Source organism: Pseudomonas sp. GL_135, from assembly GCF_057834665.1.
Genome location: NZ_CM174408.1, coordinates 3,717,900 through 3,742,718, shown reverse-complemented (window position 1 = coordinate 3,742,718; position 24,819 = coordinate 3,717,900). Strand labels below are relative to the sequence as shown.

The 24,819-nt window shown below is 59.4% G+C and carries 18 protein-coding genes; 5 read left to right on the top strand and 13 right to left on the bottom strand.

Annotated features, from left to right (window positions below; genetic code table 11):
* Position 1: 1 nt before the first annotated feature.
* From AC3ISG_RS16625 to sctW, 4 genes are read right to left on the bottom strand one after another with little or no spacing between them, the layout of a single operon-like run.
* Complete coding sequence (locus tag AC3ISG_RS16625) at positions 2-1,351, bottom strand: FliI/YscN family ATPase (protein WP_369307969.1); 1,350 nt, start codon at positions 1,349-1,351, stop codon at positions 2-4.
* Positions 1,348-2,340, bottom strand: a complete 993-nt coding sequence (gene sctD, locus AC3ISG_RS16620; RefSeq protein WP_489297490.1) for a type III secretion system inner membrane ring subunit SctD — start codon at positions 2,338-2,340, stop codon at positions 1,348-1,350. Before sctD ends, AC3ISG_RS16625 begins: the two co-directional genes overlap by 4 nt.
* Before the next feature lie 18 nt (positions 2,341-2,358).
* Complete coding sequence (gene sctV, locus AC3ISG_RS16615) at positions 2,359-4,494, bottom strand: type III secretion system export apparatus subunit SctV (RefSeq protein WP_489297489.1); 2,136 nt, start codon at positions 4,492-4,494, stop codon at positions 2,359-2,361.
* Entirely contained in the window at positions 4,494-5,603 is a 1,110-nt protein-coding gene (gene sctW, locus AC3ISG_RS16610) for a type III secretion system gatekeeper subunit SctW (protein WP_489297488.1), read from the bottom strand. The genes sctV and sctW overlap by 1 nt, the downstream gene beginning before the upstream one ends.
* A gap of 259 nt (positions 5,604-5,862) precedes the next feature.
* On the opposite strand from sctW, the gene AC3ISG_RS16605 reads away from it, so the two are divergent.
* The 3 genes from AC3ISG_RS16605 to AC3ISG_RS16595 all read left to right on the top strand — a co-directional run bounded on the left by AC3ISG_RS16605 (position 5,863) and on the right by AC3ISG_RS16595 (position 10,665).
* Positions 5,863-6,414, top strand: a complete 552-nt coding sequence (locus AC3ISG_RS16605; protein WP_489297487.1) for an RNA polymerase sigma factor — start codon at positions 5,863-5,865, stop codon at positions 6,412-6,414.
* 816 nt (positions 6,415-7,230) lie between these two features.
* Positions 7,231-9,639, top strand: coding sequence for a type III effector HrpK domain-containing protein (locus tag AC3ISG_RS16600; RefSeq protein WP_489297486.1), 2,409 nt, complete (start codon positions 7,231-7,233; stop codon positions 9,637-9,639).
* A gap of 30 nt (positions 9,640-9,669) precedes the next feature.
* Positions 9,670-10,665: a transglycosylase SLT domain-containing protein gene (locus AC3ISG_RS16595; RefSeq protein WP_489297485.1), complete on the top strand. Its 996-nt coding sequence runs from the start codon at positions 9,670-9,672 to the stop codon at positions 10,663-10,665.
* 50 nt (positions 10,666-10,715) lie between these two features.
* Here AC3ISG_RS16595 and AC3ISG_RS16590 read toward each other — a convergent pair whose 3' ends face one another.
* The 4 genes from AC3ISG_RS16590 to umuC all read right to left on the bottom strand — a co-directional run bounded on the left by AC3ISG_RS16590 (position 10,716) and on the right by umuC (position 14,573).
* Positions 10,716-11,324 carry a GNAT family N-acetyltransferase gene (locus AC3ISG_RS16590; RefSeq protein WP_489297484.1) on the bottom strand — a complete coding sequence of 203 codons (609 nt, stop codon included), beginning with the start codon at positions 11,322-11,324 and terminating at the stop codon, positions 10,716-10,718.
* Positions 11,321-12,613: a PQQ-dependent sugar dehydrogenase gene (locus AC3ISG_RS16585; protein WP_489297483.1), complete on the bottom strand. Its 1,293-nt coding sequence runs from the start codon at positions 12,611-12,613 to the stop codon at positions 11,321-11,323. Before AC3ISG_RS16585 ends, AC3ISG_RS16590 begins: the two co-directional genes overlap by 4 nt.
* A complete protein-coding gene (locus AC3ISG_RS16580) occupies positions 12,610-13,038 on the bottom strand; it encodes a DUF2231 domain-containing protein (RefSeq protein WP_489297482.1) in 429 nt (142 codons plus the stop codon). The genes AC3ISG_RS16585 and AC3ISG_RS16580 overlap by 4 nt, the downstream gene beginning before the upstream one ends.
* Positions 13,039-13,292: 254 nt before the next feature.
* The gene (umuC, locus tag AC3ISG_RS16575) at positions 13,293-14,573 is read right to left on the bottom strand and encodes a translesion error-prone DNA polymerase V subunit UmuC (RefSeq protein WP_122622936.1); all 1,281 of its coding nucleotides are present in this window, start codon (positions 14,571-14,573) and stop codon (positions 13,293-13,295) included.
* 543 nt (positions 14,574-15,116) lie between these two features.
* Here umuC and AC3ISG_RS16570 point away from each other — a divergent pair.
* Together AC3ISG_RS16570 and AC3ISG_RS16565 are read left to right on the top strand one after the other, a co-directional pair.
* Positions 15,117-15,347, top strand: coding sequence for a hypothetical protein (locus tag AC3ISG_RS16570; protein WP_489297481.1), 231 nt, complete (start codon positions 15,117-15,119; stop codon positions 15,345-15,347).
* A gap of 220 nt (positions 15,348-15,567) precedes the next feature.
* The gene (locus tag AC3ISG_RS16565; protein WP_205484157.1) at positions 15,568-16,566 is read left to right on the top strand and encodes a bile acid:sodium symporter family protein; all 999 of its coding nucleotides are present in this window, start codon (positions 15,568-15,570) and stop codon (positions 16,564-16,566) included.
* Positions 16,567-16,729: 163 nt separating this feature from the next.
* Here the strand turns inward: AC3ISG_RS16565 and AC3ISG_RS16560 are convergent, their stop codons facing one another.
* From AC3ISG_RS16560 to AC3ISG_RS16540, 5 genes are all read right to left on the bottom strand, one after another.
* The gene (locus AC3ISG_RS16560) at positions 16,730-17,728 is read right to left on the bottom strand and encodes an ankyrin repeat domain-containing protein (RefSeq protein WP_489297480.1); all 999 of its coding nucleotides are present in this window, start codon (positions 17,726-17,728) and stop codon (positions 16,730-16,732) included.
* 284 nt (positions 17,729-18,012) lie between these two features.
* A complete protein-coding gene (locus AC3ISG_RS16555) occupies positions 18,013-18,645 on the bottom strand; it encodes a hypothetical protein (protein WP_489297479.1) in 633 nt (210 codons plus the stop codon).
* A 182-nt stretch (positions 18,646-18,827) separates the two neighbouring features.
* Positions 18,828-19,163: a hypothetical protein gene (locus AC3ISG_RS16550; protein WP_489297478.1), complete on the bottom strand. Its 336-nt coding sequence runs from the start codon at positions 19,161-19,163 to the stop codon at positions 18,828-18,830.
* A gap of 552 nt (positions 19,164-19,715) precedes the next feature.
* On the bottom strand, positions 19,716-20,234 hold the full coding sequence (locus tag AC3ISG_RS16545) for an Imm15 family immunity protein (protein ID WP_272635369.1): 519 nt from the start codon (positions 20,232-20,234) through the stop codon (positions 19,716-19,718).
* A complete protein-coding gene (locus AC3ISG_RS16540; RefSeq protein ID WP_489297477.1) occupies positions 20,231-24,799 on the bottom strand; it encodes an RHS repeat-associated core domain-containing protein in 4,569 nt (1,522 codons plus the stop codon). Before AC3ISG_RS16540 ends, AC3ISG_RS16545 begins: the two co-directional genes overlap by 4 nt.
* Between the last annotated feature and the right edge of the window lie 20 nt (positions 24,800-24,819).

Here is a 24,819-nt window from a genome sequence, read left to right as displayed (position 1 = left end):
ACTACTCCGGCAGTTGCGAGGTGAGTTGCATCAGAGCAGCGAGGGTTTCCTCAAGCGGCACCGGCTCGCGCAGGTCCTGGCGCAGAAACGCATTGATCGGCTCGTTCAGCCGCACCGCGCAGTCGGTAACGGGGTCGCTGCCAGGCTGGTATTCGCCCAGGCGCAGGAGCATTTCCACCTGCTTGTACGCCGCCATCAAGCGGCGCAATCGGTTGTTCGCCTGCTGGTGCTCGCGGCCGGTGACGTTACTGATGATCCGGCTGATGCTGGCCTGCACGTCGATGGCCGGGTAATGCCCGCGCTCGGCCAATTTGCGCGACAGCACGATGTGGCCGTCGAGCAGCGAACGCACCTCGTCGGCGACCGGGTCGTTCATCGAATCCTGTTCGATCAGCACGGTGTACAGCGCGGTGATCGAGCCTTTCTCGCTCATGCCGGCCCGTTCGACCAGGCGCGGCAGCAGGGTGTAGACCGAAGGCGGCAGGCCGCCGCGCCCGAGGGGTTCGCCGGCGGCAATGCCGATCTCGCGCTGGGCCCGGGCGAAACGGGTGAGGGAATCCAGCAGCAACAACACCTTCAAACCGCGCTCGCGGAAAGCCTCTGCGATGGCGGTGGCGGTAAAGGCCGCGCGGGCCCGCTCCATGCTGGACCGGTCCGATGTGGCGCAGACCAGCACCGAACGCGCGCGCAACGTGGCGTCCAGTTCATGGTCGAGAAACTCGCGCAGCTCACGGCCCCGCTCGCCGATCAGGCCAAAGACGATCACGTCGCAGTCCATGTTGCGCGCCAGCTCGGCCATCAGCGTGGTTTTGCCGCAACCAGCGCCGGCAAACAAGCCGACCCGCTGACCTTCGCCGAGCAGAATCGCGCTGTCGATGGCGCGCACGCCGGTGGGCAACGCTCTGCTGATCCGTGGTCGCTGGGTCGGCGGCAGGGCGTCGGCGATCACCGGCAGGGTCACGCGCCGATCACCGGGGCCGGCGAACGCGCCTTCTGAATCCCCCAGCAGCGGGCGACCGAAACCGTCGAGCACGCTGCCCAGCAAACGGTCATCGACGCCGATGCGGTGGGCCATGCCCAGGGGCCGAATGTGCGCGCCGACCTGAATGCCGTCCGGGGTGCCGAGGGCACTGAGCAACGTGCAATCCCGGGTGAAACCGACGATTTCCGCGAGCATGGTGCTGCCATCGGATTTGCTCACTTCACACAGGTCACCGACCTTGGCTGCGGGAATCTGGCACTCCAGCAAAATGCCGCTGACGGCGCTGACACGGCCGCTGACCTTCACCGCAGAAAAGCCCTTCAGGCGCTGACGGTGGGCGGATTTCCATTGATCCAGCGCCGCGTTCACCAGCTCACCTCGAAGTGGCGATCGCCGTCGAATTGAATGCGGTTGTCATCGATGCGTGTCAGGCGCAGCCCGGCCAGCTCGTCGCCGACGTACAGCCGGCGACCGTCCGCCGTGACCAGGTGCGCATTGGGCCCGGACATGATCTGCACGATGGTGAACGGCAGGCCACTGGTGCCGGCGGCGACGTTGTCGATCAGCGCGACCGGCGTGTCATAGCGGTCCTTGAAACGCTGGAGCATGCGCTGATAGACCAGCTGCGATTCCGGCTTTAGGTTGCCGCTCAAGGCCAGGCCCTCAGGCGTCTGCTCCACGCTGACGTCGCTGAGCAGCCGTTCGCTGAGCATGGTGTTGAGCTGGCGTTTGACGTCATCGACGCTGGTCAGCCGGATGCGTTTTTTTGCCGGCAGCTCAGTCGTTTTGGCCTTCTCGTTCGAATGTCTGGCCGGCTGATTGGCCTGCTGCGCAAGTTGCTGCGCAGGCGAGCTGATCGCCAGTTGCTCCGACGCGGGCGCTGCGCTGCGGCTCAGGCTCCAGGCGCTGCCGGCGATGCCGAGCAACACGCCGATGACCACGCCGGTGGTGCGGTTGAAGAAGCGCGAGTGCGACTCGACCTTCTCCAGCGGCGCGCTGGCCGGCGCCTCGGCCTGCGCGGCCTGCTCGGCCCGCGCCTGAGGAATCACCGCAGGCACGGAAGGCCAGGGGTCCTGCGCCGGAGACACGCACAGCCAGACCGAACCCAGCACAAAGGCGGTGTTGGGGGTGAGCAGGGTGCTTGCGTGAAGGTGGCCTTCCTCGTCGGCGATGGGGCCTTCGGCAGCGTTGAGCAGCCAGCCTTCGCCATGGCGTTGCAGGCGACAGTGCAGCTGTTCGACACCGGGATCGTGCAGTGCCAAATCCTGATCGGCGTCAGCGCCAATGCCCCATTGCTCACCCACCAGCGGCAGCGCGGCGCCCTGGTGCAGGCCGGTCAATACGCGTAATTCAAACATGTGACGCTCTCCAGGCACTCAAGCGGCGTACTCGTTATCCAGCGCGTGCGGATCGTCTTCGTGATCGCTCTCGAAGTCGTCTTCCAAGTCGAAGCGCCCTAGCACTTTCACCTGCGCCGCATTGCTGATTTCGGCAAACGACAGCACCGGCACGTGATAGAACTCCTCCTGCAGCAAGGTCCGCAGCGGGCTGCGCAAATCCTGGGCGACCAGCAACACCGCGCGCTGGGCGGTGCGCAGGGGGAAGGCGATGTGCAGTTGCTGCACCAGCAATTGGCTGGTTTCGTTGTCCAGCGCGAAGAAGGTTTCGGTCTGGGTCTGGCGCAGGCCGTCCCGCAGAATGCCTTCGCTTTCTGGCGTCAGTACCCAGACCAGCAGGCCCTCGGGGCCGCAATACTGGTGGTAGATCTGCGACTTCAGGGCGATGCGCACGTAGTCGGCGAGCACCGTGACTTCACGCTCGTGCTGGCCGTGCTCGATGAGGGTTTCGGCGATCACACGGATCGCCCGCAGTGGCACGCACTCCGAGGCCAGGCGTTGCAGCACCGCCGAGAAGCGCGCCAGCGGCAGCACCCGCTGCATTTCCTGGGCAAGCTCCGGCTGCTCCGATTCCAGCCAGCCGAGAATCGCCTTGGTTTCCTGCAGGCCGATGAACTGCGGCCCGCACGATTGCAGCGCGCGTTCCATGCGCTCGATGATCAGCGTGGTCGCATCGATGCGCTCGATGTGGGCTTCCTGCAATTGCGGGGCGTCGGTCGGCAGCCACAGCCACTGACCCTCCTCGCGCTCAAGGCTGCCGTACACCGCCGACTCCAGCGAGGCCGACTCCGGGGAGCCTTCTACCGAGCGTGCGTCGACCGCGACGTGGGTCTGGCTGAGCGTGGCCCGAAGCAGCGGCACTTCGTAGACCGAAAAGCGAAACTCGTCCGGCGGCAGCAGCTCGCTGGTTTCGATGATGAAGGAGGGCAGGGTCAGGCCGTATTGCACCACCAGCCGATTACGCCGCTGACGGATTTCGCTGACCAGCGCCTCGATCTGCGCGGGGTTCTGGCTGGGGTGAAAATGCAACACGAACTGGCGGCTGGGAGAGAAGGTGCGCAGGTCTTCGCGGCCGTTCATTTCCGGCGCAACGGCCACGGCCTGGGCTTGCTCGGCCTTGGGCTTGGCGCGGTGCAGCTGGAGCAGGCCGCCGACACCGCAGATGATCGAAATCACCACGAACACCGCCGTCGGCATGCCCGGTAGAGCAGCGAACCCCAACATAGCCACCGCCGCGATGATCCACGCCTTGGGCTGGCTGGTGATCTGCTCGGCGATCTCCCGGCCGATGTTGGCTTCAACGCCGTTCTCGCCGCTGGGCACGCGGGTGATGATCATGCCGCAGGTGACCGAAATCAGCAGCGCCGGGATCTGCGCGATCAGGCCGTCACCGATGGTCAGCACGGTGTAGACCTGCAAGGCGTCGCCGGCGGTCATGTTGTGCTGCACCACGCCGATGGCGATGCCGCCAATCATGTTGATGGCGACGATGATCAGGCTGGCGATGGCGTCGCCGTTGACGAACTTCATGGCCCCGTCCATGGCGCCGAACAGCTGACTTTCCTTGCCCAGTTCGGCACGTCGCTTGCGCGCTTCCTGGACGCTGATCAGGTTGGCGCGCAGGTCGCTGTCGATGGACATCTGTTTGCCCGGCATCGCGTCGAGGGTGAACCGCGCGCCGACTTCCGCCACCCGCTCCGAACCTTTGGTGATCACCAGAAAGTTGACCACGGTGAGGATCAGGAAGATCACCAGGCCCACCGCCAGGTTGCCGCCGACCACGAACTGGCCGAACGCCTCGACGATGTGTCCGGCGTCCTGATTGAGCAGGATCAGGCGGGTGGTGGAGATCGACAGCGCCAGACGAAACATCGTCGTCAGCAGCAGCACCGCCGGAAACGTCGAGAACGCCAACGGGCGCGGCAGGTGCATCGCCAGCATGATCAACAGGCAGGAAATGCAGATGTTGATGGCGATCAGCACGTCCACCAGACCCGTCGGCAGCGGCGTGATCATCATGAACACAATGGCGATGACCACGAACGCACCGACGATTTCCGAGCGGCGCATGGCGGCGTGCGCGATCGCATTGAGCAGGTTAATGACACGATCCATCAGGCGAGGCCCCCCTGGAGCTGGTTCTGTTCCTGCCGAGTCAGTTCGGCCATGAGAATGAGCAGGTTGCCCAAGGCGTTCTGGCGGCTTTTCAGGTCGCGCCAAAGCAGAATCGGCAGCTGTTGCAGCATGGGCCGCAGCCCGTTGAGAAACGCCAGTTGATGCTTGAGCTGAGTGCCGCCGATGTGTTGCGTCAGTTGCAGGGTTTCGCCCAGGCTCATGCCCTTGCCCGACAGCGCGAGCAGGTGTTTGAGAAAGGCCGCTGCGTCCACTTGCAGCCCCGGGTTCTTGTCGCGCATGCGGCCCAGTAGATGTTCGCAACCGCGCAGCAGGGTGGTGACGTGCCGCGCGGTGTTCAGGCCATGCATCAAGGTGCGCAGTTGCGCCGGCGAGGTGGACGGCGTGAGGGAGGAAAGATCGTCGGCGAGGGCGCTGCGCATGTCCCGCAGGTTCAGCTCGAATTCGCCGGGTTCTTCCTGCTCGTTGATCAGCGCGTCAATCAGCCCGGTGATGTTCTGCTGCCCGGCCACCGCCACGCTGTACAGATTGCGCAGGGCGCCGCGCCGCTTTTCCGAGGTCGGCCGGGAAAACGCCTTGGCGCTGTTGATGCCGGCGCGGGTGCGTTTGCCATATTGACGACGCAACTGTTTGAGCTGCTGGCTCAGCACCACGTGCTCGCCCATTTCACCGTCGGCCTGGGCCTGCTTCCTGGCCGCTTGCAGCATCACATGGGCCTTGGCCGGGTCACCGTCGGTGTAGCTCAGAATCTGCGCCAGGCTCGACGCGTTCTGCTTTTGCAGCTGTTTGCGCAGGTTGCGCGCGGCATCGTCGAGGCCTTTGTCCTGGCTGCCCATCAACAGCTGATACAGCTCGCCCAGTTTCACCGCCCGGGATTGCAGGGCGTTGCCGCTGGCCAGCAGTTCCCGCTGGCTGAGGCTGCGGCTCTGCTGAACCAACGCCGAGGCGAACCGCGCGACCTGTTGCGGCGAAGTGCCGTTGACGTTCGGCGCATTGGCATGCAGCGGCGCGGGCGCAGGCGCCTGCATCTTTGCCGGCGCGATCGCGGGGGGTTGCAATGCCTGTGGGGCAATCGGGGCGGCGATCTTCATAAGTCGGCTCTGGATAGCTCGGTTCGGGGCCTGGTCATGGGCTCTGAGTGGAGCGCGGCCGCAAAGCGGTTCCATCTATTTGCGGGCAGAAGGATCTGTGCCAAATCTCGTCGAAGAAACAGCGTGTTCGCGCAAAGTTTTGCACAGCGCCGTTTCAGATGGCTGTTTTAGTTGTTTAATATCAATGGGTTAGATTTTTTGTATGTGTGGCACGCATATCGCTATAGGGCTATTACACTCAAAACAAGGAAGAGCCCTGATGTTTTCCAACCTTGCGATTCTCGATATTGACTCCCCCGTGCGCCGTCCCGCCCAAGGGATACGTCACCTGACCAGTGACCAGGTCAAGATGATTCGCGGCTTCATTCAGAAGCGGGTCATGAACCCGGAAGATGTCGACGACATTCTACAAAGCACCTTTCTGGAAGCGCTGCGCAGCGAGCACAAGTTTCAACACGCGAGCAAACCCCAGACCTGGCTGTGCGGCATTGCGCTCAACCTGATCCGCAATCACTTTCGCAAGATGTACCGCCAGCCGTATCAGGAAAGCTGGGAAGACCATACCCATTCCGAACCCGACAGCCATGGCGACATCGGCCATCAGGTCGACGGCCATCGTCAGCTGATGCAGGTCGTCAGGGCCATCGGCACGTTGCCGTCGAACATGCAGCGGGTGATCGAGGTGTCGCTGGAAATGGACGGCAATTATCAGGAAACTGCATCGTCTCTTGGCGTACCGATCGGCACCGTGCGCTCACGCCTGTCCCGGGCCCGCGAGCAACTCAAGCGGCAGATGGACCCGTTTGCCTAAGTGCCGAGTGGGACTGACTGAATGCGATCTGGGTGGGACCGGCTTCAGCCGGGAAGGCGTCGGGCGTCACGCTGCAGGATTGAGGGTGTTCACGCAGGCCTCTTCCCGGCTGAAGCCCGTCCTACGCAAAGCATTGCGCGTATCCGGTGAGACTGGCTGCGACGCCGAGCTGAGGGACCGGCTTCAGCCGGGAAGGCGTCGGGCCTCACGCCGCAGGATTGAGGGTGTTCACACAGGCCTCTTCCCGGCTGAAGCCGGTCCTACGCAAAGCATTGCGCGTATCCAGCGAGACTGGCTGCGACGCGAAATTGTAGGACCGGCTTCAGCCGGGAAGGCGTCGGGCATCGCGCCGCAGGATGGATGGTGCTCACACCAGGCCTCTTCCCAGCTGAAGCCGGTCCCACTAAAAAGCATTGCGTGCATCCAGTGACACTGACGGCGACGCAGAATTGTAGGACCGGCTTCAGCCGGGAAGGCGTCGGGCGTCACGCCGCAGGATTGAGGGTGTCCACACAGGCCTCTTCCCGGCTGAAGCCGGTCCCACTAAAGCGGATTGCGCGTCTTCAGTGAGCCTGGCGGCGACGCGGAATTGTAGGACCGGCTTTAGCCGGGAAGGCGTCGGGCCTCACGCCGCAGGATTGAGGGTGTCCACACAGGCCTCTTCCCGGCTGAAGCCGGTCCCACTAAAAAGCATCGCGTGCATCCAGTGAGATGGGCTGCTCCCTCGGCATCCGAGAAACAAACTGCAACATTTATCGGAACCGCCGCGGCGCAGCAGCCACACAGTCGCTATCCCTCACGCCCGGATGACGACTCATGCGTATATTAAGCACTCCTCCCAACGCCGCTGCATCCCAATCTGTTGGCGCCGAAGCCGCCCAGGGATTGCCGATGACTGACGCCAAGCCGGCGCTGTCACTGAAGGGGGGCGTCGATCCGACTATTCGCTTCGGCGCGTCGACCCAGCCATCGCCGGCGAACGGTGCCTTTGCCGGCAATAGCCCTGGCAGCACAGGCGCTGCGGGCAAGGCTCAGAGCATCGAACAGCAGCTGCTGTCATTGCTGACCCAGCTCACGCAGTTGTTCAAAGGACAGGCGCCATCGTCGCCCGAATCCGCCACGACATCGCCCAACGCCGCCGCGCAAAATGCTCCCACTTCCGGTGCCGTTCCCACGGCCAGTCCGCAACCTGTCGCCCAGGCGAACGCTGCCGCCCCGGCAGCGCCGGTCGAGTCTGCGAAACCGGTCGAAGAAGCCAAGCCCGAGGAACCCAAAGCCACCGAAGCCGCGTTCCTCGATGACTCGAAATATTCGTCGCCCAAGGAGCTTGAGCGCTGGGCGCCTATGGTTGCCAACCTGCCGCCGGATCAGCGCGATCAGGCCGCCAAAGAGCTGAACCGACCCATCGCCGCCGCGCGCATGGCCGCTGAAAAAGGCCCGGACGCGGCGAAGGCCATGGACTTCATCAACGCCAACCCGTCGCTGAAAACCGCTGTGGACACCGGCAAGCACGGCGGCAAAGCGGACGGCAAAATAACCGATGGCGACCTCAAGGCCTTCGCCAAGAACATGCAAAAAGCCGCCGACAGCGCGGACAAGGACATTGCCAACTACCAGAAAGACCATCCGGACGCCGACCCTCAATCTCTGGAAATGGTCCGCAACGCTGCGTTGATGCGCGCCAACGAGCCGCTGACCAAGGCTGCCGATCCCAAGCATGCCTTGGGCGCCGACGGCAAAACCAAGGTCGATGGCCTGACCAGTGCCGATGGCCTCAAGGCCATTCAGAACGACAACCCGGGCCTGGCCGGACCGTTGAAGCAGGCGGCGAAAACCTGGTCTCAGCCCGGCTTCCTCACGCAGATCGACCAGGGCGGTTTGAGCGGTCGCTCGCTGGCGGCCCACAGCCCGGACAAGCTGTTCAACGCGAAGAACATCAGCGACTGGATCAAAAAGCAGGCGCCCACCAACGGCGGCGAATTTGCCAGCGTGCTCAGCGATGCCGCCACCCTCAACTCAGTGGCCAACGTCGACATCTCCAAACTGGGCAAGGACGTCTTCGACAACCCCTCGGCCTACAGCGGCGAACAGAAAGCCGCAGTCATGATCAAGCTGCAGCAGACCCAACAGAGCGTCGTCGCCGGCCAGGACCTGCGCAAGACCGGCAAGACCGAAGAGGCGTTGAACGAGAGGATCGGCCAGCTGCAAGCCGATCCTGAGGTGCAAGCCTTCCTCGACAAACAGATACCGCAGCAGTCGCGGGCGCTGGTCGCCAGTACGCCGACGTTGCAGAAAGCCGTCACCGAGCAGATGCGCAAGGTCAACAGCGGCGAGGCCCTGCAGGGGGACCTGAACACTGCCGACAAGGCCACCAAAAAGGACAAGCCGAACGCCGATTACAGCAGCGCTTTGGGCGGGTTGTCGGCGCAGCTGCAGATGCAGAAAGACCTGCTTGGCGACGACGCTCCTGTGCCAACCGCGCAGCAGGTACTGGGTCAGCGGCCTGACCTGCAGGGCAAGGTTCAGGACTCGTACGTGCGCAACTTCAGCGAAGGCGGCGCCGTCCGGCAGTTGCTCGATCAGAAGAAAGCCGATGGCGAAGAGGCGCTGCAGAGCGCCGACGCGCAAAAGGCTGCGTATGACAGCGTGCTGCCCGACACCTTCGTGCAGAGCCAGCAATCGCGCTATGTGGATTCGACCTTCCACCATCTGGAAGACACCAAGAGCGGTCGCAAGGTGCTGGAAAACGCCAAGGGCGATAAAGACCATGCGCCGTCGATGGCCGCCCAGGTCGCTTCGAACATGGGACCGTCAGCGCTGCGCTCAGTGGCAGGTTTTGCCTCGGTGTCGGACATGCTCGCCCGCGGCGACAAAGCCGATGCCGCCAGGACCATTTATGACAGCACCAAATCCGGCCTCTCGGCGGCCAAGCATGGCTATGACGCGGTGGCCAAGTCCGCCGGGCGCGCAGGGCTGGGCGAGGTCGCGGCGAAAGTCGGCGGCCGCGTCGCCGGCATGGTCGTAGGAGAAGCAGCGGGGCTGGCCGCCGGGGCAGCCATCGGTGCCTCCATTCCGGTGGTCGGCTGGATCGCCGACGCGGCCATGGCCCTGGGTTTCGGCATCTCCGCCATCATCGAAGCCGTCAAGAAACACAAGGCCCAGAAGGCCTTCGATCACAACGTCGACCCGGTCCTCGATCAGTTCGGCATCCCCAAAGCCCATTGATGTTTCCTGACCCGAAAGAGGTAAGTGATCATGAGTATCGGTATTTCCCAGATTCGGCCGTTGAGCGAGCCCGGCCACTCGGACTTTTCGTCCCTGAGCGGCAAGCCCGGCCAGAGCAACTCCCTGGGCGGCGGCGGTGGCGCCGGTCAAGCGCTCGACGCGAGCTCGATTCTGTTTGCCCATGCCGGGCAATCCCAGGTCAACTTTGGATCGCCCGAGAATCAGGACCCGGCGACCAACGCCGCTAATCCCCTCACAAGTGGCGCGGACCAGAACGGCATCGCCCAGCAACTCATGGCGTTGATCATGCAGTTGATGCAGATGCTGATGCAGAACAACCCCAACCAGACTGGCAATCCGGCGGCGCAGAACAACGCAGTGACCGGAGGCGGTGGCGGCGGCGGCGGTGGTGGCGGCGCGACCGAGGGTGCGAGCGGTGGCGGTGGCGCTGCAGAAGGAGCGGGCGGTGGTGCGCAAGGCGCTGGCGCTGCTCAGGCACCCGCTGCGCTTGCGGCCAACACTGACGCGGTGTCGGACGACACGGCCCTCAGCGGCTCGGGCGGTTTGCATTTGCCGCCTCAGCTTGAGGACTACCGGAAGGACATCATGGCAGCGTCCAACGCAACCGGCGTGCCGCCGAACATTCTGGCGGGTCAGATCTGGGCCGAATCCCGTGGTCAGTTGGGCCAGGACACCACCAATGTCAATGGCAAAAAGGATGCAGGCGTGATGCAGGTCAACGCCGACACCTTCGCCGCCCTCAAACGAGACAACCCCAACGAGCTCGGCAATGCCGACGTCAACAACGCCCACGACAACATCATGGCCGGCGCGCTGTACATGCGCGACCAGAAGGCTACGTTCGGTGACTGGAACTCCGCACTGCGCGCCTACAACTCGGGCCCGGACAAGGTCAACAAGGACAACCCCGCGGATGCCGGCGGCGTGGGGGATCCGAAGTACGTCGAGAACGTCATGAATTTCGCGAAAATCATCGAAAGCGGTCAGGGGCAATTGCCGGCCTGACCTTCGGCGTGAATCCATGCGCGGCGCGGCGAGTAGATGCCGCGCTCCTATTAGTCAGGGAAGCGTTTTTCCATGAACACGCTGTTGGGGTCCTCTTGGTAATCACCAAAGGGGCCCCGGCGCTGGTAGCCGTTACGCTCGTAAAACGAGATCGCTTCATGTTGCAGGTACCCGGTCTCAAGCATCACTCGCGCGCAGCCGCGTCGCCGAGCCTCGTCTTCCAGAACACTCAAAATCCTGCCGGCCAGACCCTGCCCGCGTGAGGCAGGTTGCGTAAACATCCGCTTCAGCTCGCCATGGGTCGCGTGGACAACGAGCGCCCCGCAGGCGACAGCCGTTCCATCAATGGCGCGTGCAACGGAGAAGACCGTATTGTCCGAAGCCAATGCATTTATATCGATGCCATGGTGACTTTCTGCCGGGTAGAGCGGTATCTGGTAGTCATCCAGCGCTTCAATGAGGGCGATGACTTCCGGTTGATCAGGGGATTCGAGGGAAACGGTGGATGACTTCAAAAAGTTGCGCTCCGTTGGTGGGTGCTGGATCAATGGGGACACGGCGGATATTCGCCTTTTCACGCCCCATGAATCAATCCAGGTCAGCGGCAGACGCCTTTCTGCATTCCAGGCAGGATTGCCCTGCCTGGAATCATCCTTCATCGACTACGAGTGACCCGCCATACGGTGTTTGCCAGGTCGTCGGCGATGATCAATGCACCTTTAGGGTCCACCGTCACACCCACTGGCCGCCCGCGGGTTTTCCCGTCGGCACCCCGAAAGCCGGTCGCGAAATCAATCGGCGCCCCGTTCGGACGACCGTTGCTGAACGGCACGAAAACCACTTTGTAACCCACCGGATTCTCCCGGTTCCAGCTGCCGTGTTCGCCAACAAATACCCCGTCAGCGTACTTCTCGCCCATCGCCGGGATGGAAAAATCCACGCCAAGGGCTGCGGCATGGGACCCGAGGCTGTAATCGGGCTTGATGGCGGCAGCGACCATTTTCGGGTTCTGCGGTTGGGCACGGGTGTCCACGTTCTGACCCCAATAGCTGTAAGGCCACCCGTAAAACCCGCCTTCGCGAACCGAGGTCAGGTAGTCCGGGACCAGATCCGGGCCCAGTTCATCGCGCTCGTTGACCACTGCCCATAACTTCCCGGTTTGCGGCTGGATGGTCAACGCCGTCGGGTTGCGGATGCCGGTCGCGTACGCTTTGTGGGCACCGGTCTCGGCATCCACCTGCCACACCCTGGCCCGGTCGAGTTCGACCTCCATGCCGCGCTCGGTCACGTTGCTGTTTGAACCGATGCCGACGTACAAGGTGCGCCCGTCATCACTGATGGCCAGTGACTTGGTCCAGTGGTGATTTATTTCAGCGGGAAGGTCAGTGACTTTGATCGGTGGTCCGTCGGCTTTGGTCTGTCCCTCTTGATAATCGAAACGCACCAGTTCGTCCTGGTTGGCCACGTACAATTTGCCGTTGGCAAACGCTAGGCCGTAGGGCGCGTTAAGGTTCTCCGCGAACACCGTCTTCGTCTCATAGACGCCGTCACCGTCAGCATCGCGCAGCAAGGTCAGACGGTTGCCGCCTTTGACCTTGGTGTTGCCCTGGGCCTTGATATACCCCGCGATCACGTCCTTGGGTTTGAGCTTCGCGGCGCTTCCGCCACGCCCTTCAGCCACGAGGATATCGCCGTTGGGCAGCACCAGCGTCTGGCGAGGAATCTGCAAGTCGGCGGCGATGGCCGTGACGCTGTAACCCTCAGGGACCGTGGGTTTCTGGTCGCCCCACAACGCCGGTTCGGCAATCTTCATGCTGGGTAAAAGACCGCGCTGCGCGGCCGGCAGTTTTGGATCGGGCCCCAATGCCTGGGTCGCATCCCCGGCGTCACCGCAGCCGCTTAACAATAACGCCATGCTGACTGCGGTCAGTTTGATCGAGTGGTTCATTTTCCATCCCCCGTGCGCACGCTGGTGAGTCCCAGCCACGCCGTCACGCCAATCAGCAGCGTAGTCAGTGCGGAGAGAATGAGGCCCGACGGCATGGTGGCGAAGGCATCCTTGGCATGTTCAAAGGCGTTGACGAGCCCCAGTGCCCAGGTCACCACCAACAAGACCAGATAGACCACAGGGCGCCCGCCCTTGCGATCGGCCCGGATCAGATTGACCAGCGCGAACAGCACGGCGAGTCCGCAGAACACCAGACCCCCGGCGATAAGCCAGGAGGCGAAGTTGCTCCATTGAATCTGGTACGTCTGAAAGTAGGTGATGTCGCTCAGCAATGCGCCGAGAAACAGCGGGACGGTTCCGGCAAGCATTATCGCGTGTAGCGGGCCTGGCGGGTTTCTGTAGACAAGATGGGCGGTAGTGTTCACGACGACTCCCTATTGTGCTGACGCTTATGCTGTGCAAATGAACTGACCCATCAGGGCCGCGCAGGGTGCGCATCGTTTGGGATCAATGGGTCAGGAACATAGTTCAGCCTATTTGGGCGTTATGCATATGCAGTTACATCTGCACGTTCAGTGGCCGCAGCGCTTGATGACTTCGAGCCCCCAGTGCATCAGCCAGGGCAAGCTGGCTGTGCTCAGGGGCGGCTGCGTTCACTGCGGGCGCCAAAAAACACGGCTCAGGTCGCCTTGACCGTCCACAACTGATCAACCCGCGTCGTGTAACTGCTGCTCATCAGGTCACGGCGCATGGCCCATTCCGGCGCCGCCGGGACGCTGGCCGAGCGCAGTGTGCCGCGACCCCATCGCGTGTTGATTTCATCAAGCACCTCCATCACCTTGCCGGCGTCGGTGGGTTGCGAATGGGCAAACAGGTCATCGGTGAATTCGCCCGGGTGGCGCAAGTCCATCAGCAGCACTTCGGCTTTGCTGTATTTGAAGCCCGGCCGGAACAGCCGATTGACCGCTTCGGTCGCCGCTTTGGTCATCAGGCGCACGTCGTTGGTCGGGTAGGGCAGTTCCACCAGTGCGGCGTTGGCGTACTTGACCTCCTCGGGGTTAAACATCCCGGTGCGGATGCTGACGCGGATCTTTTTGCACAGCGAGTTCTGCGCCCGAAGCTTTTCGGCGGCGCGCTGGGTGTAAGTCGCGACCGCCTCTTTGATGGGTTCGATGTCGGTGACCCGTGCGCCAAACATGCGGCTGCAGCAGATTTCCTGTTTCGGCGGCGTGACGTCTTCCAGCTCCAGGCACGGCGTGCCGGCCAATTCGCGGGCGGTTTTTTCGATGACCACGCTGAAGGTTTTGCGCAAGGTCCACGGGTCCGCCCGCGCCAGGTCCATCGCCGTCTTGATGCCCATGCCTTCGAGGTGCGCCCTCATGCGTTTGCCGACGCCCCAGACCTCGCCAACGTTCGTGTTGCGCAGGGTCCAGTCGCGCTTGAACGGATCGCTCAGATCGACCACGCCGCCGGTGATGTGCGACAGCCGCTTGGCGGTGTGATTGGCCAGCTTGGCCAGCGTCTTGGTCCGCGCGATGCCTACGCCCACCGGGATGCCGGTGCATTTGAACAGCCGCTCACGAATGTCCCGGCCAAATCGATCCAGGTCACCCGGGAGGCCGGTCAGCTCGGCGAAGGCTTCATCGATGCTGTAGACCTCAAGGGCCGGCACCATCGACTCGATGATCGTCATCACCCGCTCGCTGATGTCGCCGTACAGCGCGTAATTGCTGCTGAACGCCACCACCCCGGCACGGCGCAGGTCGTCCTTGATCTGATAATACGGCGCGCCCATTTTCACGAAGGGTTTGGCGTCGTAACTGCGCGCGATGACGCAGCCGTCGTTGTTGGACAGCACGACGATGGGTGTCCTTATCAGGTCCGGGCGGAAAACCCGTTCGCAGCTGGCGTAGAAACTGTTGCAGTCAATCAGCGCGAAGGTTCGCTCATACGGGATCATGATGGGCCACGCTGAACCGGGCAGTCGCTGGATTGACCGGCGGACTCATCGGCGCTCGGCGAGTGCAGGCCCGGGGCAGGGCGGCTGGACGTGCTGACGCAGGGCGTCGGCTGCGGGGAATAGCGGAAAAACCGGGGAAAACGACGTTCATGATGAAGCCCTCCTGTTCGTTGGCTGTATGTATATACAGTTAAGCGGCTCTGCTGAGAGGGGTCAACCGTTGGCACTGGAAGACCGACCGACGCGCATGGATGGCGATTCTCGTGGAGTCAGCAGGACCGGCTTTAGCCAGGAAGGCGACGAGCTTCACGTAGTGGTAGGACTGGCTTTAGCCGGGAATGCGTCCGGCGACACACTGCAAAATCGAGAGTGATCGGATAGGCCAGATGAACAATAAGTCGGCGATATCTCTTCTGGTCTGAACTTTGCTACATCCCTGTTACAGGCGGCCTCGATCACAGAAAATTGGCGCGAAGGCTCTCCTGAAATCATCTTTAGTTTTGAATTGGCATGCTCTACAACGCGCATGCCCAGGAGCCGGCCATGAGTACTCTCTCGGAAATTGCAGCAAACCTTTTGAAACGCGAAGACAGTCCCGAGCAGGCTGCTGCGCAGGCTGGCCCCCGTGGCCCGATGGGCTGGGAACAACTGATGACGCTCTCGAAAGAGAAAGACATATTGAAGTGGCAAGCCGCGCTTTCCCGGCTCATTGCGGACAATCCCGGCCAGCGTCGAGTGACCGTGATGCGTGTGATTCAGGGCGGTCTGGCCTGACATAACCCAGATTAATCGCTGAGCCGCTTGTGGACGCAATGTCTGGCAAGCGGCTCCGTTGCCTCTAGTGGGACCGGCTTTAGCCGGGAATAGGTCATCGGTAGGTCCAAGTCGGCCAAGGTGTCCGTTAGCCGCTATTGATCGACATATTGGCGTTAGTCGGCAGGTGCATTGCGCGCTAAAGTGGCGGGCATGTTCCTGGCAGCTTCGGATAACGCAGATGACCCGCCCCCGTTTTCTCCCCGACAACTTCACCCTCATGCTGATCACCGTGGTGATCATCGCCAGCTTCCTGCCCGCCACCGGGCAAGTGGCCGTTGGCTTCGGCTGGCTGACCAACATTGCCATCGCGCTGCTGTTCTTCCTTCACGGCGCCAAACTGTCCCGCGAATCGATCATCGCCGGCGCTGGGCATTGGCGCCTGCACCTGCTGGTATTCGGGCTGACTTTCGTCCTGTTCCCCTTGCTTGGCCTCGCACTCAAACCCGTGCTGTCGCCGCTGATCGGCAAAGACCTGTACATGGGCATTCTGTACCTGTGCGCGCTGCCCGCGACGGTGCAGTCGGCGATCGCCTTCACGTCACTGGCACGCGGCAATATTCCGGCGGCGATCTGCAGCGCGGCGGCCTCCAGCCTGTTCGGAATATTCCTGACCCCGCTGCTGGTCACGCTGTTGCTGAACGTCCACGGCGAAGGCGGCTCGACTCTCGATGCCATCGTGAAGATCAGTGTGCAATTGCTGCTGCCGTTCATTGCCGGCCAGATCATGCGGCGCTGGATCGGCGCCTGGGTCGGACGCAACAAGAACTGGCTGAAATTCGTCGACCAGGGCTCGATCCTGCTGGTGGTCTACGGTGCATTCAGCGAGGCGGTCAACGAAGGCATCTGGCAGAAAACACCGATCTGGGACCTGGCCGGGCTGGTGGTGGTGTGCTGCCTGCTGCTGACACTGGTGCTCGTGGCCGCGACCTTGCTGTCCAAGCTGTTTGGCTTCAATCAGGAAGACCGCATCACCATCCTGTTCTGCGGCTCGAAGAAAAGCCTGGCCACCGGCGTGCCGATGGCTCAAGTCCTGTTTGCGGGGAGCACGATTGGGTTGCTGATTTTGCCGCTGATGCTGTTTCACCAGATTCAACTGATGGTGTGTGCAGTGGTGGCCCAGCGGTATGCGAAGCGGGCTGAGCCGGTGGCGGAGTTGATGGCGCAGGTTGATCCTTGATTCTGGTGATCAACTCGCTGGAATGATGGAAAGCCCCGATAATTCGGGGCTTTTTGCGTTTGGAGGGGAGGTGGGCAATGGCCAGTTAGGGTTCATGGTTGAATGCACAAACCTAGAGGGGCTGTGTCAATCAAACTCAAATGCGCTACGCGGTTGGGGCCTGTCACTCGAACAGCTTTAAAACAGCCTCGGGATACAGGATTGGGGACCTCTTGGCTGATTTGAGCACGCGCTCGCGTACCGTTTGACCTTTCAGTTCCGGCAAAATTGCCACATATTCAGGCGTGAAGGCCGGTGCTTCTTTACTGGCGCCGGCGTCCATTAAGGCCTTGATGCAATCGGGATTATGACTCCTCGAGTTTTCCCACAATGGCGTACCAATGGGCAACGTCTCCTGCTGGGGTGAAAGTGCATCGATAGAGGTTCCTTTTTTGTGCAGCAGCGCGATGCGTTCTGCAGCCTGCGGATCCGGGTGACCAGCCAGCTGAAAGGCTCGCTCACAGACAAAATGAAGAGGGGTTAACGCTGCCTTGCTGACGCCATATGGATCGGTGCCGGCTGCGGTCAATAGTTTAATAACCTCGATACTTGAAGCGCCTCTTCCCATCAGCGGTGAACCCCCTTTAGGCGTCGTTAGCTTTGGGTCAGCACCATAGCGTAGCAACATTTTGATCAAGTCCGGCTGGGGATAACGCTGTCCTTCGAGGGCGGCCCTGAGTGGCGTAGTAGTACCGGCGTGGGCAATAACATTTGGGTTGGCGCCCGCTTTTAGCAAGCTTTCTATAACGTGTAATTCATCTGAGGAAATTTTGGGGTTTTCTCCGTACCTTAGTGCGGTGATCAGGACTGTTTCCCTGCTTTCCGGAATGACTTGGTTAACGTCAATCGGAAATTCAAGTAGGCGATCAACTAAATCTGGCCGTTTGTAATACGTCGCATGCCACAAGATTTTCGTATCCGGTCTCGCGCCACGGGCGAGCAGCGAATTGACGGTGTCCAAGTCTGCGGTTTGGCCAGAGAAGCCATACTTTATCACCGCATCGTCTAGCTGACGGACCAGATCTTTCTCTGGTTCACCTTGGGCCATGGCTGAGGCCGAGAGTAAGGCGAAGGTCAGGGCGCACCTCGTGTAGAAGTTGAAGGCGAGTTTATAGGTAAGCATGCGATATCTCATAGGGTGAAAGTTGAGGGTGTTGATTGTGTTGTGATCAGATGTTAAGCAAGTGAAGTTCCTGGCTTTGCAAGATGAGCTTATAGAGTTGAAGGATTAAGGGGATTAGCCCCTTTAGTTAAGGAAGTTGTTGCCATCAAGGCCGATGCCAGGGGTCAGTAAATCGTCATAAAAAATGTGTCTTAAAAGAGTATATTGCTTTCGAGCTGTTGACCATTAGGGGAACTAAAGGGGTCCGTCCCCTTTAACTGTCCCCTTTAACTTTGTTGTCTCCATTAGTAAAACACCAGCTTTGATACGCTATCAACAAAAGTTATTTCGGCATGATGATCAACTGCTAATCTGAACTCTTGGAAGAAATAATCAAGATTATTTGAAAAGGCAATAAACGCATCAGGCCCGTGCTCTCCCGATGAGACAGGGACCAATAGGTAATGGCATGCATTCGTTAGGGCTTCGTATAATTCGCCGCCGGTTATCAAAAGACGCTGGTCTTGTAATATGCTGGCGAGCATTGATGCTTTAGGTTTTTCAGTAAGTCGATGTCTCGACAGTACTTGGTATTTCCGTAAGTTTTTTTCATATTCAGTATGTTCTTGATATAGCTTTTCGAAGCCACCGTTTTTATCTCTAAATAAAAGTGAAGGCATGCAGCCGTCGTAGTTATGTGAAGGTGGTTGAATGTTTAGCTTATGCAGATTAACCCAGTAACATTTTTCAACAAGAGTGTTTAGAGCAGAAGAGCCTTGGGGTGTTTCATCAAAACCAATAGCGCCTTCTAATGTTACCGCCATCAGCAAAGCAAATTGATCATGAGCTTTGGCAGACATTTTTGCTAGGCGCTCGCTTGCATGTTTTTTAAAGTTTGTAAACTCGGAGCGGTAGCACAAGATTTTATATTGGATCATTTAATTGTTCCGGCCGTGTTGCTGGGTAAGTGAATACTATCATTTCACCTTTTTTGTTCTTTCCGTGGACGTGTGGACTTTCGTGATGGTCCGGTTGGCCTGGTCCGACCAGGTCTGGATGTCCGTCAGGATGGTCAAACACATAAGGAGATTAAAGGGTTCCGTCCCCTTTGAAAGTTTAGTTATCGATTGATAAAGCTTTCGATATCGTCAAGAGCATCTTGGGCTCTACCAGCCAAGGTCTTGTGTTTAAGATTTTTAAGCAGCACAGGAATGACCAAAGCTTCGTCGATTACTTTGTGCATGCGGGCAACATGGCCAATACATGTCAGTGCCAGTCCTCTTATGTCGTCGTCCCGATGGTCCTGTATTGCTTGTACGCACTTCATCTGAATCCATTCGGGATCCTCGATATTAAAACACAGGTATAGCAGCGCATCCGTGGCTACTGCCGCATCTTCCGACCGCAATATCACTTCGAGTTCTTCTTTGCTGTATTGAGGAATGGTAGCGTTCATTTTTGATCTTTCCTTTGCCTGTAGTCATGCCGGCTTTCTTTGAACGCCGACTATTGTTAGCTTTGCAAGTCACGTTGTTAAAGGAATTGAAGGGTTTAGTCCCTTTTTGATCCTTGACTCATTAGCCGAAGCCAAATTATCTAAGCACCGCGTACACCCTTACTATGTCATCGTCGCTAGCTGAGTATTAAAGGAGTCTGTCCCCTTTAGTTCGCAGGATGTTTTAGTGTTGTACCCGTTAAAAACTGGATGAAAATCTCAAAAAATGATGGTGCCAATACGTTCATATTGCGCTCCGTCGTTTATATATAGGTTGTGAGCTAAAGTCGCAACGCCCTTTAGCTGCTGCTTCTTTTTATCAACGGAAAAGGGTTGGCTAGTCGTTCGGAAGCTCAATGATCTCCCGGTTCAGAGCGATAATATCCACGTGAGTTTCATGGAAGAAGTTTTCGACGAAATCTTGAAGGTGGAGATGCTCCAACCCGTATTGCGCCATTTCGTCTGCCGTGCGATTAAAAGGGATCCGTCCCCTTTAACTCGCTTATAACTTCATTAACCTCGGCAGTTTTTTTGCACGGCAAATACCCGTATAAAATCTTCCCCACATGCAGAATCATAAAATCTACTTTCATAGAACTCAAAGGCGTCCGCGATTCCGCAGTGTGAAAAATGCATTTTCACGAGATTTATCTCTTGTGAGACGGCGCTACTACTTTTCTCGATTTTATCTAAAAATCCGATTGACCCAGGACGCGGATATATAAATATATTTGGGATCAGAACGCCAAATTCTTTAAGAGCTTCGAAGTCGGTGAAGGTGATCGCAAAAAAAGGTTTAGCATTTTTCGGCTTGCAGGATATCGCACCAATGGAGTTCAAAAGAAACACTGACAGACCTACTAGAAAGTCCGTAACTTTCTCGTCGGTCATCTCTTTTTTCAGATGATTTAGTCGGGCATACCTCGATGTCATAGGAAGCTCTTCGAAGGTTTCGTAGTTCAAAAAGAACACGCCCATGTCATTGTACGGTTCTTTGCTTATTATCTTTCTGTAAAGAGCTGTTAAGTTCATTTTGGTGGAATGCTCCATCCGTGCTGATTAAGCCATTCTATTGTTTTTCTACTGAAAGTCACATCTCCGCGACCTTTGTCGTGCACTGAGCCGTCAAGATTATACCCTGACCCACATTTGCAGTGCGCGTGCCACTGACTGTGTGGAACACTCTTATCCGGACCATGAATTCGGGTAATTTCAAGAGGACCCTGTTTCTTACCAATCTTCATCTGGGCCTGTTTGGGTGTTCCAACCGGAACGTTGCTATTTTTGGAAAGACCTAGTGGGTCGGTCCATTCAACTGGATTTGGCACGTAGTGATAGAGGTTTAGCCCGCCACTGTAGCCAATCGGATCCTTGCTAATGAAGCGCCCGACTCTTGGATCATAGTATCGATGGCGGTTGTAGTGCAGGCCCGTCTCGTGGTCGTGGTACTGGCCCTGGAATCGGATCGGGTTGGTCAGGCCGATTTGTTGGGCGAACTCGGAGCGCTGTTCGGTTGCTTCGCCCCACGCTTTGTACTGGGCGCTCCAGGCGGTGTTGCCTTTTTGGTCGGTGATTTCCTGAGGGGTGCCGAGGTGGTCGCATTGGTACCAGGCGAGTGCATCAATCGGTAGCGCGACGGGTTTGTAGTTCCACAGCGGGTCTTCTTTGAAGTTGTAGCGACCTTCGTAAATCGGTTGGCTTACGAGGCGGATGGTTTCGTGGCGGATGGCTTGGGCGACCGGGACGAAGGTGCCGGGTTCGTGGATGTAGTGGACGGTTCGGCCTAACCCGCCTGCATAGGGCGGCGGGCTGCTTTCCCAGGCGAGGTTGTCGCCGTCCCAGCCGTACAGGGTGAAGCCGCAGCCGAGCTCGCGTTCCTTGCGGGCGTGTTCGTTTTCGTTCCAGCCGGTGCCGGCTTCCGGGCGTGGGCGGTAGTGGGCTTTGGAAAGTTTGTAGAGGCGCCGTCCGAGGGGGTCGTAGCCGAAGTCGACGGTGAGGCGCGTATCGCGGAAATGCGCGAGGCGATCGAAGAGGTCCCAGTGCAGTTCGCTGCGCAGGCCATTGGTCCATCGGGCTGTCTGGTTGCCGCGTTCGTCGTATTCGTAGTGGTTGCCGCCGTAGTCGCGCAGCAGGTTGTCCACGAGTTTGTTTTGAGTCGGCTCGGGGTCGAGTGGACGGCGGACGGGCGTTGCGCTGTCGTCGAGCAGGTTGCTCGCGGGGTCGAAGGCGAAGGTTTCAGTGCCTAATCGACTGGTGGCGCTGAGTAGGCGGCTGACGGGGTCGTAGCGGTAACTCAATTGGCCGCGACGGCTGTCGTTGATGTCGCTGAGCTGGCCGGCGGCGTCGTAGGTGTAGGCGCGTTTGATCAGTGTGGTTTTGTCGTCGGTGCGCCCTAGCAGCTGTTCGTGCAGACGCCCTGCTGGGTCCCAGCTTTGGGTTTGCAGCAAGCTGTTGCCTTGATGGCGGGCCACTTCGCGGTGCAGGTCATCGCGTTCGTAACTGAGTAGTTCGTGCTCGTCGAGCTTCAGGCCAAGCAGATGGCCGCTGCCGTAGGTAAGCCAGCTGACGCGATGTCCATCAGGGCGAACAGTCGCGACGCGGTTATTAAGGGCGTCGTATTCATGCTGCCAGACGGCAACCAGTGGTTTATCCAGATTCGAATAATGCTGGTGCTCGCGCAGCAGGTTGCCGGCCGGATCGTGAAACCATTGCAGGCGGCTGACGGCGTTGGTCGCCATGACCAGATGGCCATTGCCGTCGTAGGCAAAGGTTTCGCTCTGGGACTTTTCGCCGAGGGTGGCACGGCGTTCGGTCAGGCGGCCCATTGGGTCGAAGGTCAGTGCGATGGTGCGCTGGCCGTTAAGCGTCTGAGCGAGCCGTCCCGTTTCTGGATCGTACCGGTATTGAGTCGAGCGATTGTCGAAGCCGCGCTCTTCCAGCAGTCGCCCGACCGGGTCGTAGTGAAAGTGCGCACGGCGTTCGTTTTCGTTTTCCAGCGCAACGAGACGACCGAGTTTGTCCCAGCGGTAACGCAAGGTTTGCTCGGCGGCGTCGACGCGTTCGGCGATAAAACCGGCGGCGGTGTAACGCCATGTGGTGCAGCGTTCAAGGCCATCGGAGTGGGCGAGAAGTCTGCCTTCGGCATCCCGGCTAAAGCGCTCTTCGGTTTTGTCCGGGTGTTTGATCAGGACAAGCTGGCCTGACTTGTATTCGTACGTGGTGCTGTGCCCGGCCGGGTCGGTGAAGCGAACCATTTGGCCGCGTTCGTCGTACTCCCAAACACTCAGCTTGCCGGAGCAGTCGGTGTACTTAACCAGTTGTCCGGCGTCATTGTAGGCCAGCGCTTTGGTGTTGCCGTTGGCGTCCTTGATCGCTGTAGGGAGCCCGAACGTGTTGTAGGCGTATTCGGTAACGTTCTCTAGCGGATCGATCGCCTCAATCAGATTTCCGCGATGGTCGTAGTCGCGCTTCCACAACCCGCCCTCGCCATCGCTGATCTTGATCAGATGGCTTTTGTCGTCGTAGGCGTAATTCATCACGCTGTGGTCAGCGCGTGTGTGCTCCGTCAGGTTGCTCAGCTTGTCGTAGCGATAGCGGTCCGTGCTGCCATCGGTGTGGACGTGGCGAATGATGTTCTTGGCGGTATCGCGAAAGAACCACTCCGAACGGCCGTCAGCGTGGCAGATGCGGTACGTGTAGCCGAGGCTGTCGTAGTAGTGCCGGGTTTCGTGGCCCAAGGCATCTGTGACATAGGTCAGACGGATGTTTTCATCCCACGCCAATCGCGTATCGAAACTGCCATCGTCGGCCCATTCGCGCACGGCCTTGGCGTCGGGGCCCGTGCCGTGCCACTGCAGGTTCAAACCACGATTGGTGCGGTCGGTGTAGCGAGTGATCAGGTGATTTTGATACTGATAACGCCAGGCCGAGCCGTTCTCGTCTTGGGCCAGAACAAGATCGCCGGCATCATCGTACTGATACGCGCAGAGTTGGCGTTTAACAGCGCCGTCACGAACTTCCCACAGGCCGGTCAGACGGCCCTGATCATCAATCAGAGTGCCCAAGCGCAAGTGGATTTTTCGGGCGTCCTTTTCCCGGTAAGTGACCAACTCAGAGAGCATCAAACACCCATCATGACGATGCTCGTAATGCAGCATCACCCCGGCGCCATTAGGCAAAATCTTGTTGATCAGTACAAAACGATCACCCCGCCGAACATAGGTTTCCCTGTGCTCAAGCCCCCGCATCAGCGCCAACCGATCCTTGCTGAGGCGAATGACGGTCAGGTTCTCAATGGCGTTGAAGTGAAAGAGTTTTACCTTGGGAAGAGGAAATTCATGACTACGCCCATCGGAGTCATGAAACACCAAACCGTCGCCGAAGAGATCAAACCGCGTAGTAAACGGCGTGATCCAACGCGCACCAATGACATCATGATCGTAGGCATCAAGACTAGAACAATAGGTACGCGTCCACTCAATCGGAAACGGCCCCGGCAGGCTGAAATCGGTATGACTGACCGACTCCGAGCCCATCGCAAAGCTGATGCTGTTCCCCGTTGAGCCGCAGGTACAGGCGCAAGGACAGGCACATGTGCACTTCTTCAGTACGTTTGGCCGGCCCTTCGCCGGCTTCTCACGCTGAACAACTTCGAGTTTGCCTTCGCTGCCCCGGCGCTTGGCCTGATTAATCACCCCCGGCTTGATGTTGAACGACTGCCCATGCCCATTGCGGGAACGCCAACTTACAACCGCTCCAGCCAACGTCTGCAGCAACGCTCCAATCGAGTTTTGAACCTCAGGATCTGCTAGACCATTAATCTGGGCCCGAAGCTCTGACCCCATGGCACGCAACGACTTAGCCTGTCTGCGTACCGGGTCTTTCAGCGCTTCAGGCACAAGATGTTCGACGGTGCCGTTGACGATTTTTTGGCCGGCTGCGATGTAAACGTCGGCAACCGCGATGAAAATGTTGGAAATCGCGCCTTTGGGATCGTAGTCCCACTGCTTGCGCCCATCGCTGATCAGCTGCACCGCCTCAAGCAGACTGCCCTCGGCATCGAGATCGCCGTTGACCAGGCTTTCCAGACCCTTGGCGATCTCGTTCAGCACGCCTTCGCCGAACTTCCCCGCGTCATCGAGAATCCCGGGGAGCTTGGCCTGCGCCTGGGTCACGAAGTCATCAAGGGTCCCGACGATGTCCGCATTGAGGTGCCCGATCAGCACCTCGATCAGCGAATCACCCAACACCAACTTCCCCGCCTGCCGCATCTCCTGACGCACCAGAAACAACGTCGGCCGTAAGCTCATCCGGGCTGCCGCCATAGTCGGCGGCGTTGGCAAGACGCCAATCAAATTGATGCCCAAACTGACCCAATCCAGCGGATCGCGCTTCTCACTCGTCGCCAGCCGAACGATGTCATTCAGCGCATCAACCAGCGCCATGATGTTGCCCACCACGGGCAAAAAACCGGCAGCGCTCTTGATTCGCTCAAGGGAGACGACCCCGCCGCTGATGCCCTGCAGCCAGGCATCGACATGGGCCGCGCCGGCCCCGACGTTCTCAAGCTGAATCAGATCAAGCGGAACGATCGCCACTTGCGGCTCGTTTTTTGCGT

What these genes read in the sequence shown, in the direction of transcription:
- AC3ISG_RS16605 (WP_489297487.1), top strand. Translation starts at nt 5,863, where the DNA reads ATGTTTTCCAACCTTGCGATTCTCGATATTGACTCCCCCGTGCGCCGT.
- AC3ISG_RS16585 (WP_489297483.1), bottom strand. Translation starts at nt 12,613, where the DNA reads ATGAACCACTCGATCAAACTGACCGCAGTCAGCATGGCGTTATTGTTA.
- sctW (WP_489297488.1), bottom strand. Translation starts at nt 5,603, where the DNA reads ATGAAGATCGCCGCCCCGATTGCCCCACAGGCATTGCAACCCCCCGCG.
- AC3ISG_RS16545 (WP_272635369.1), bottom strand. Translation starts at nt 20,234, where the DNA reads ATGAACTTAACAGCTCTTTACAGAAAGATAATAAGCAAAGAACCGTAC.
- AC3ISG_RS16590 (WP_489297484.1), bottom strand. Translation starts at nt 11,324, where the DNA reads ATGAAGGATGATTCCAGGCAGGGCAATCCTGCCTGGAATGCAGAAAGG.
- AC3ISG_RS16550 (WP_489297478.1), bottom strand. Translation starts at nt 19,163, where the DNA reads ATGAACGCTACCATTCCTCAATACAGCAAAGAAGAACTCGAAGTGATA.
- AC3ISG_RS16600 (WP_489297486.1), top strand. Translation starts at nt 7,231, where the DNA reads ATGCGTATATTAAGCACTCCTCCCAACGCCGCTGCATCCCAATCTGTT.
- AC3ISG_RS16565 (WP_205484157.1), top strand. Translation starts at nt 15,568, where the DNA reads ATGACCCGCCCCCGTTTTCTCCCCGACAACTTCACCCTCATGCTGATC.
- AC3ISG_RS16570 (WP_489297481.1), top strand. Translation starts at nt 15,117, where the DNA reads ATGAGTACTCTCTCGGAAATTGCAGCAAACCTTTTGAAACGCGAAGAC.
- AC3ISG_RS16560 (WP_489297480.1), bottom strand. Translation starts at nt 17,728, where the DNA reads ATGCTTACCTATAAACTCGCCTTCAACTTCTACACGAGGTGCGCCCTG.
- sctV (WP_489297489.1), bottom strand. Translation starts at nt 4,494, where the DNA reads ATGGATCGTGTCATTAACCTGCTCAATGCGATCGCGCACGCCGCCATG.
- umuC (WP_122622936.1), bottom strand. Translation starts at nt 14,573, where the DNA reads ATGATCCCGTATGAGCGAACCTTCGCGCTGATTGACTGCAACAGTTTC.
- AC3ISG_RS16595 (WP_489297485.1), top strand. Translation starts at nt 9,670, where the DNA reads ATGAGTATCGGTATTTCCCAGATTCGGCCGTTGAGCGAGCCCGGCCAC.
- AC3ISG_RS16555 (WP_489297479.1), bottom strand. Translation starts at nt 18,645, where the DNA reads ATGATCCAATATAAAATCTTGTGCTACCGCTCCGAGTTTACAAACTTT.
- sctD (WP_489297490.1), bottom strand. Translation starts at nt 2,340, where the DNA reads ATGTTTGAATTACGCGTATTGACCGGCCTGCACCAGGGCGCCGCGCTG.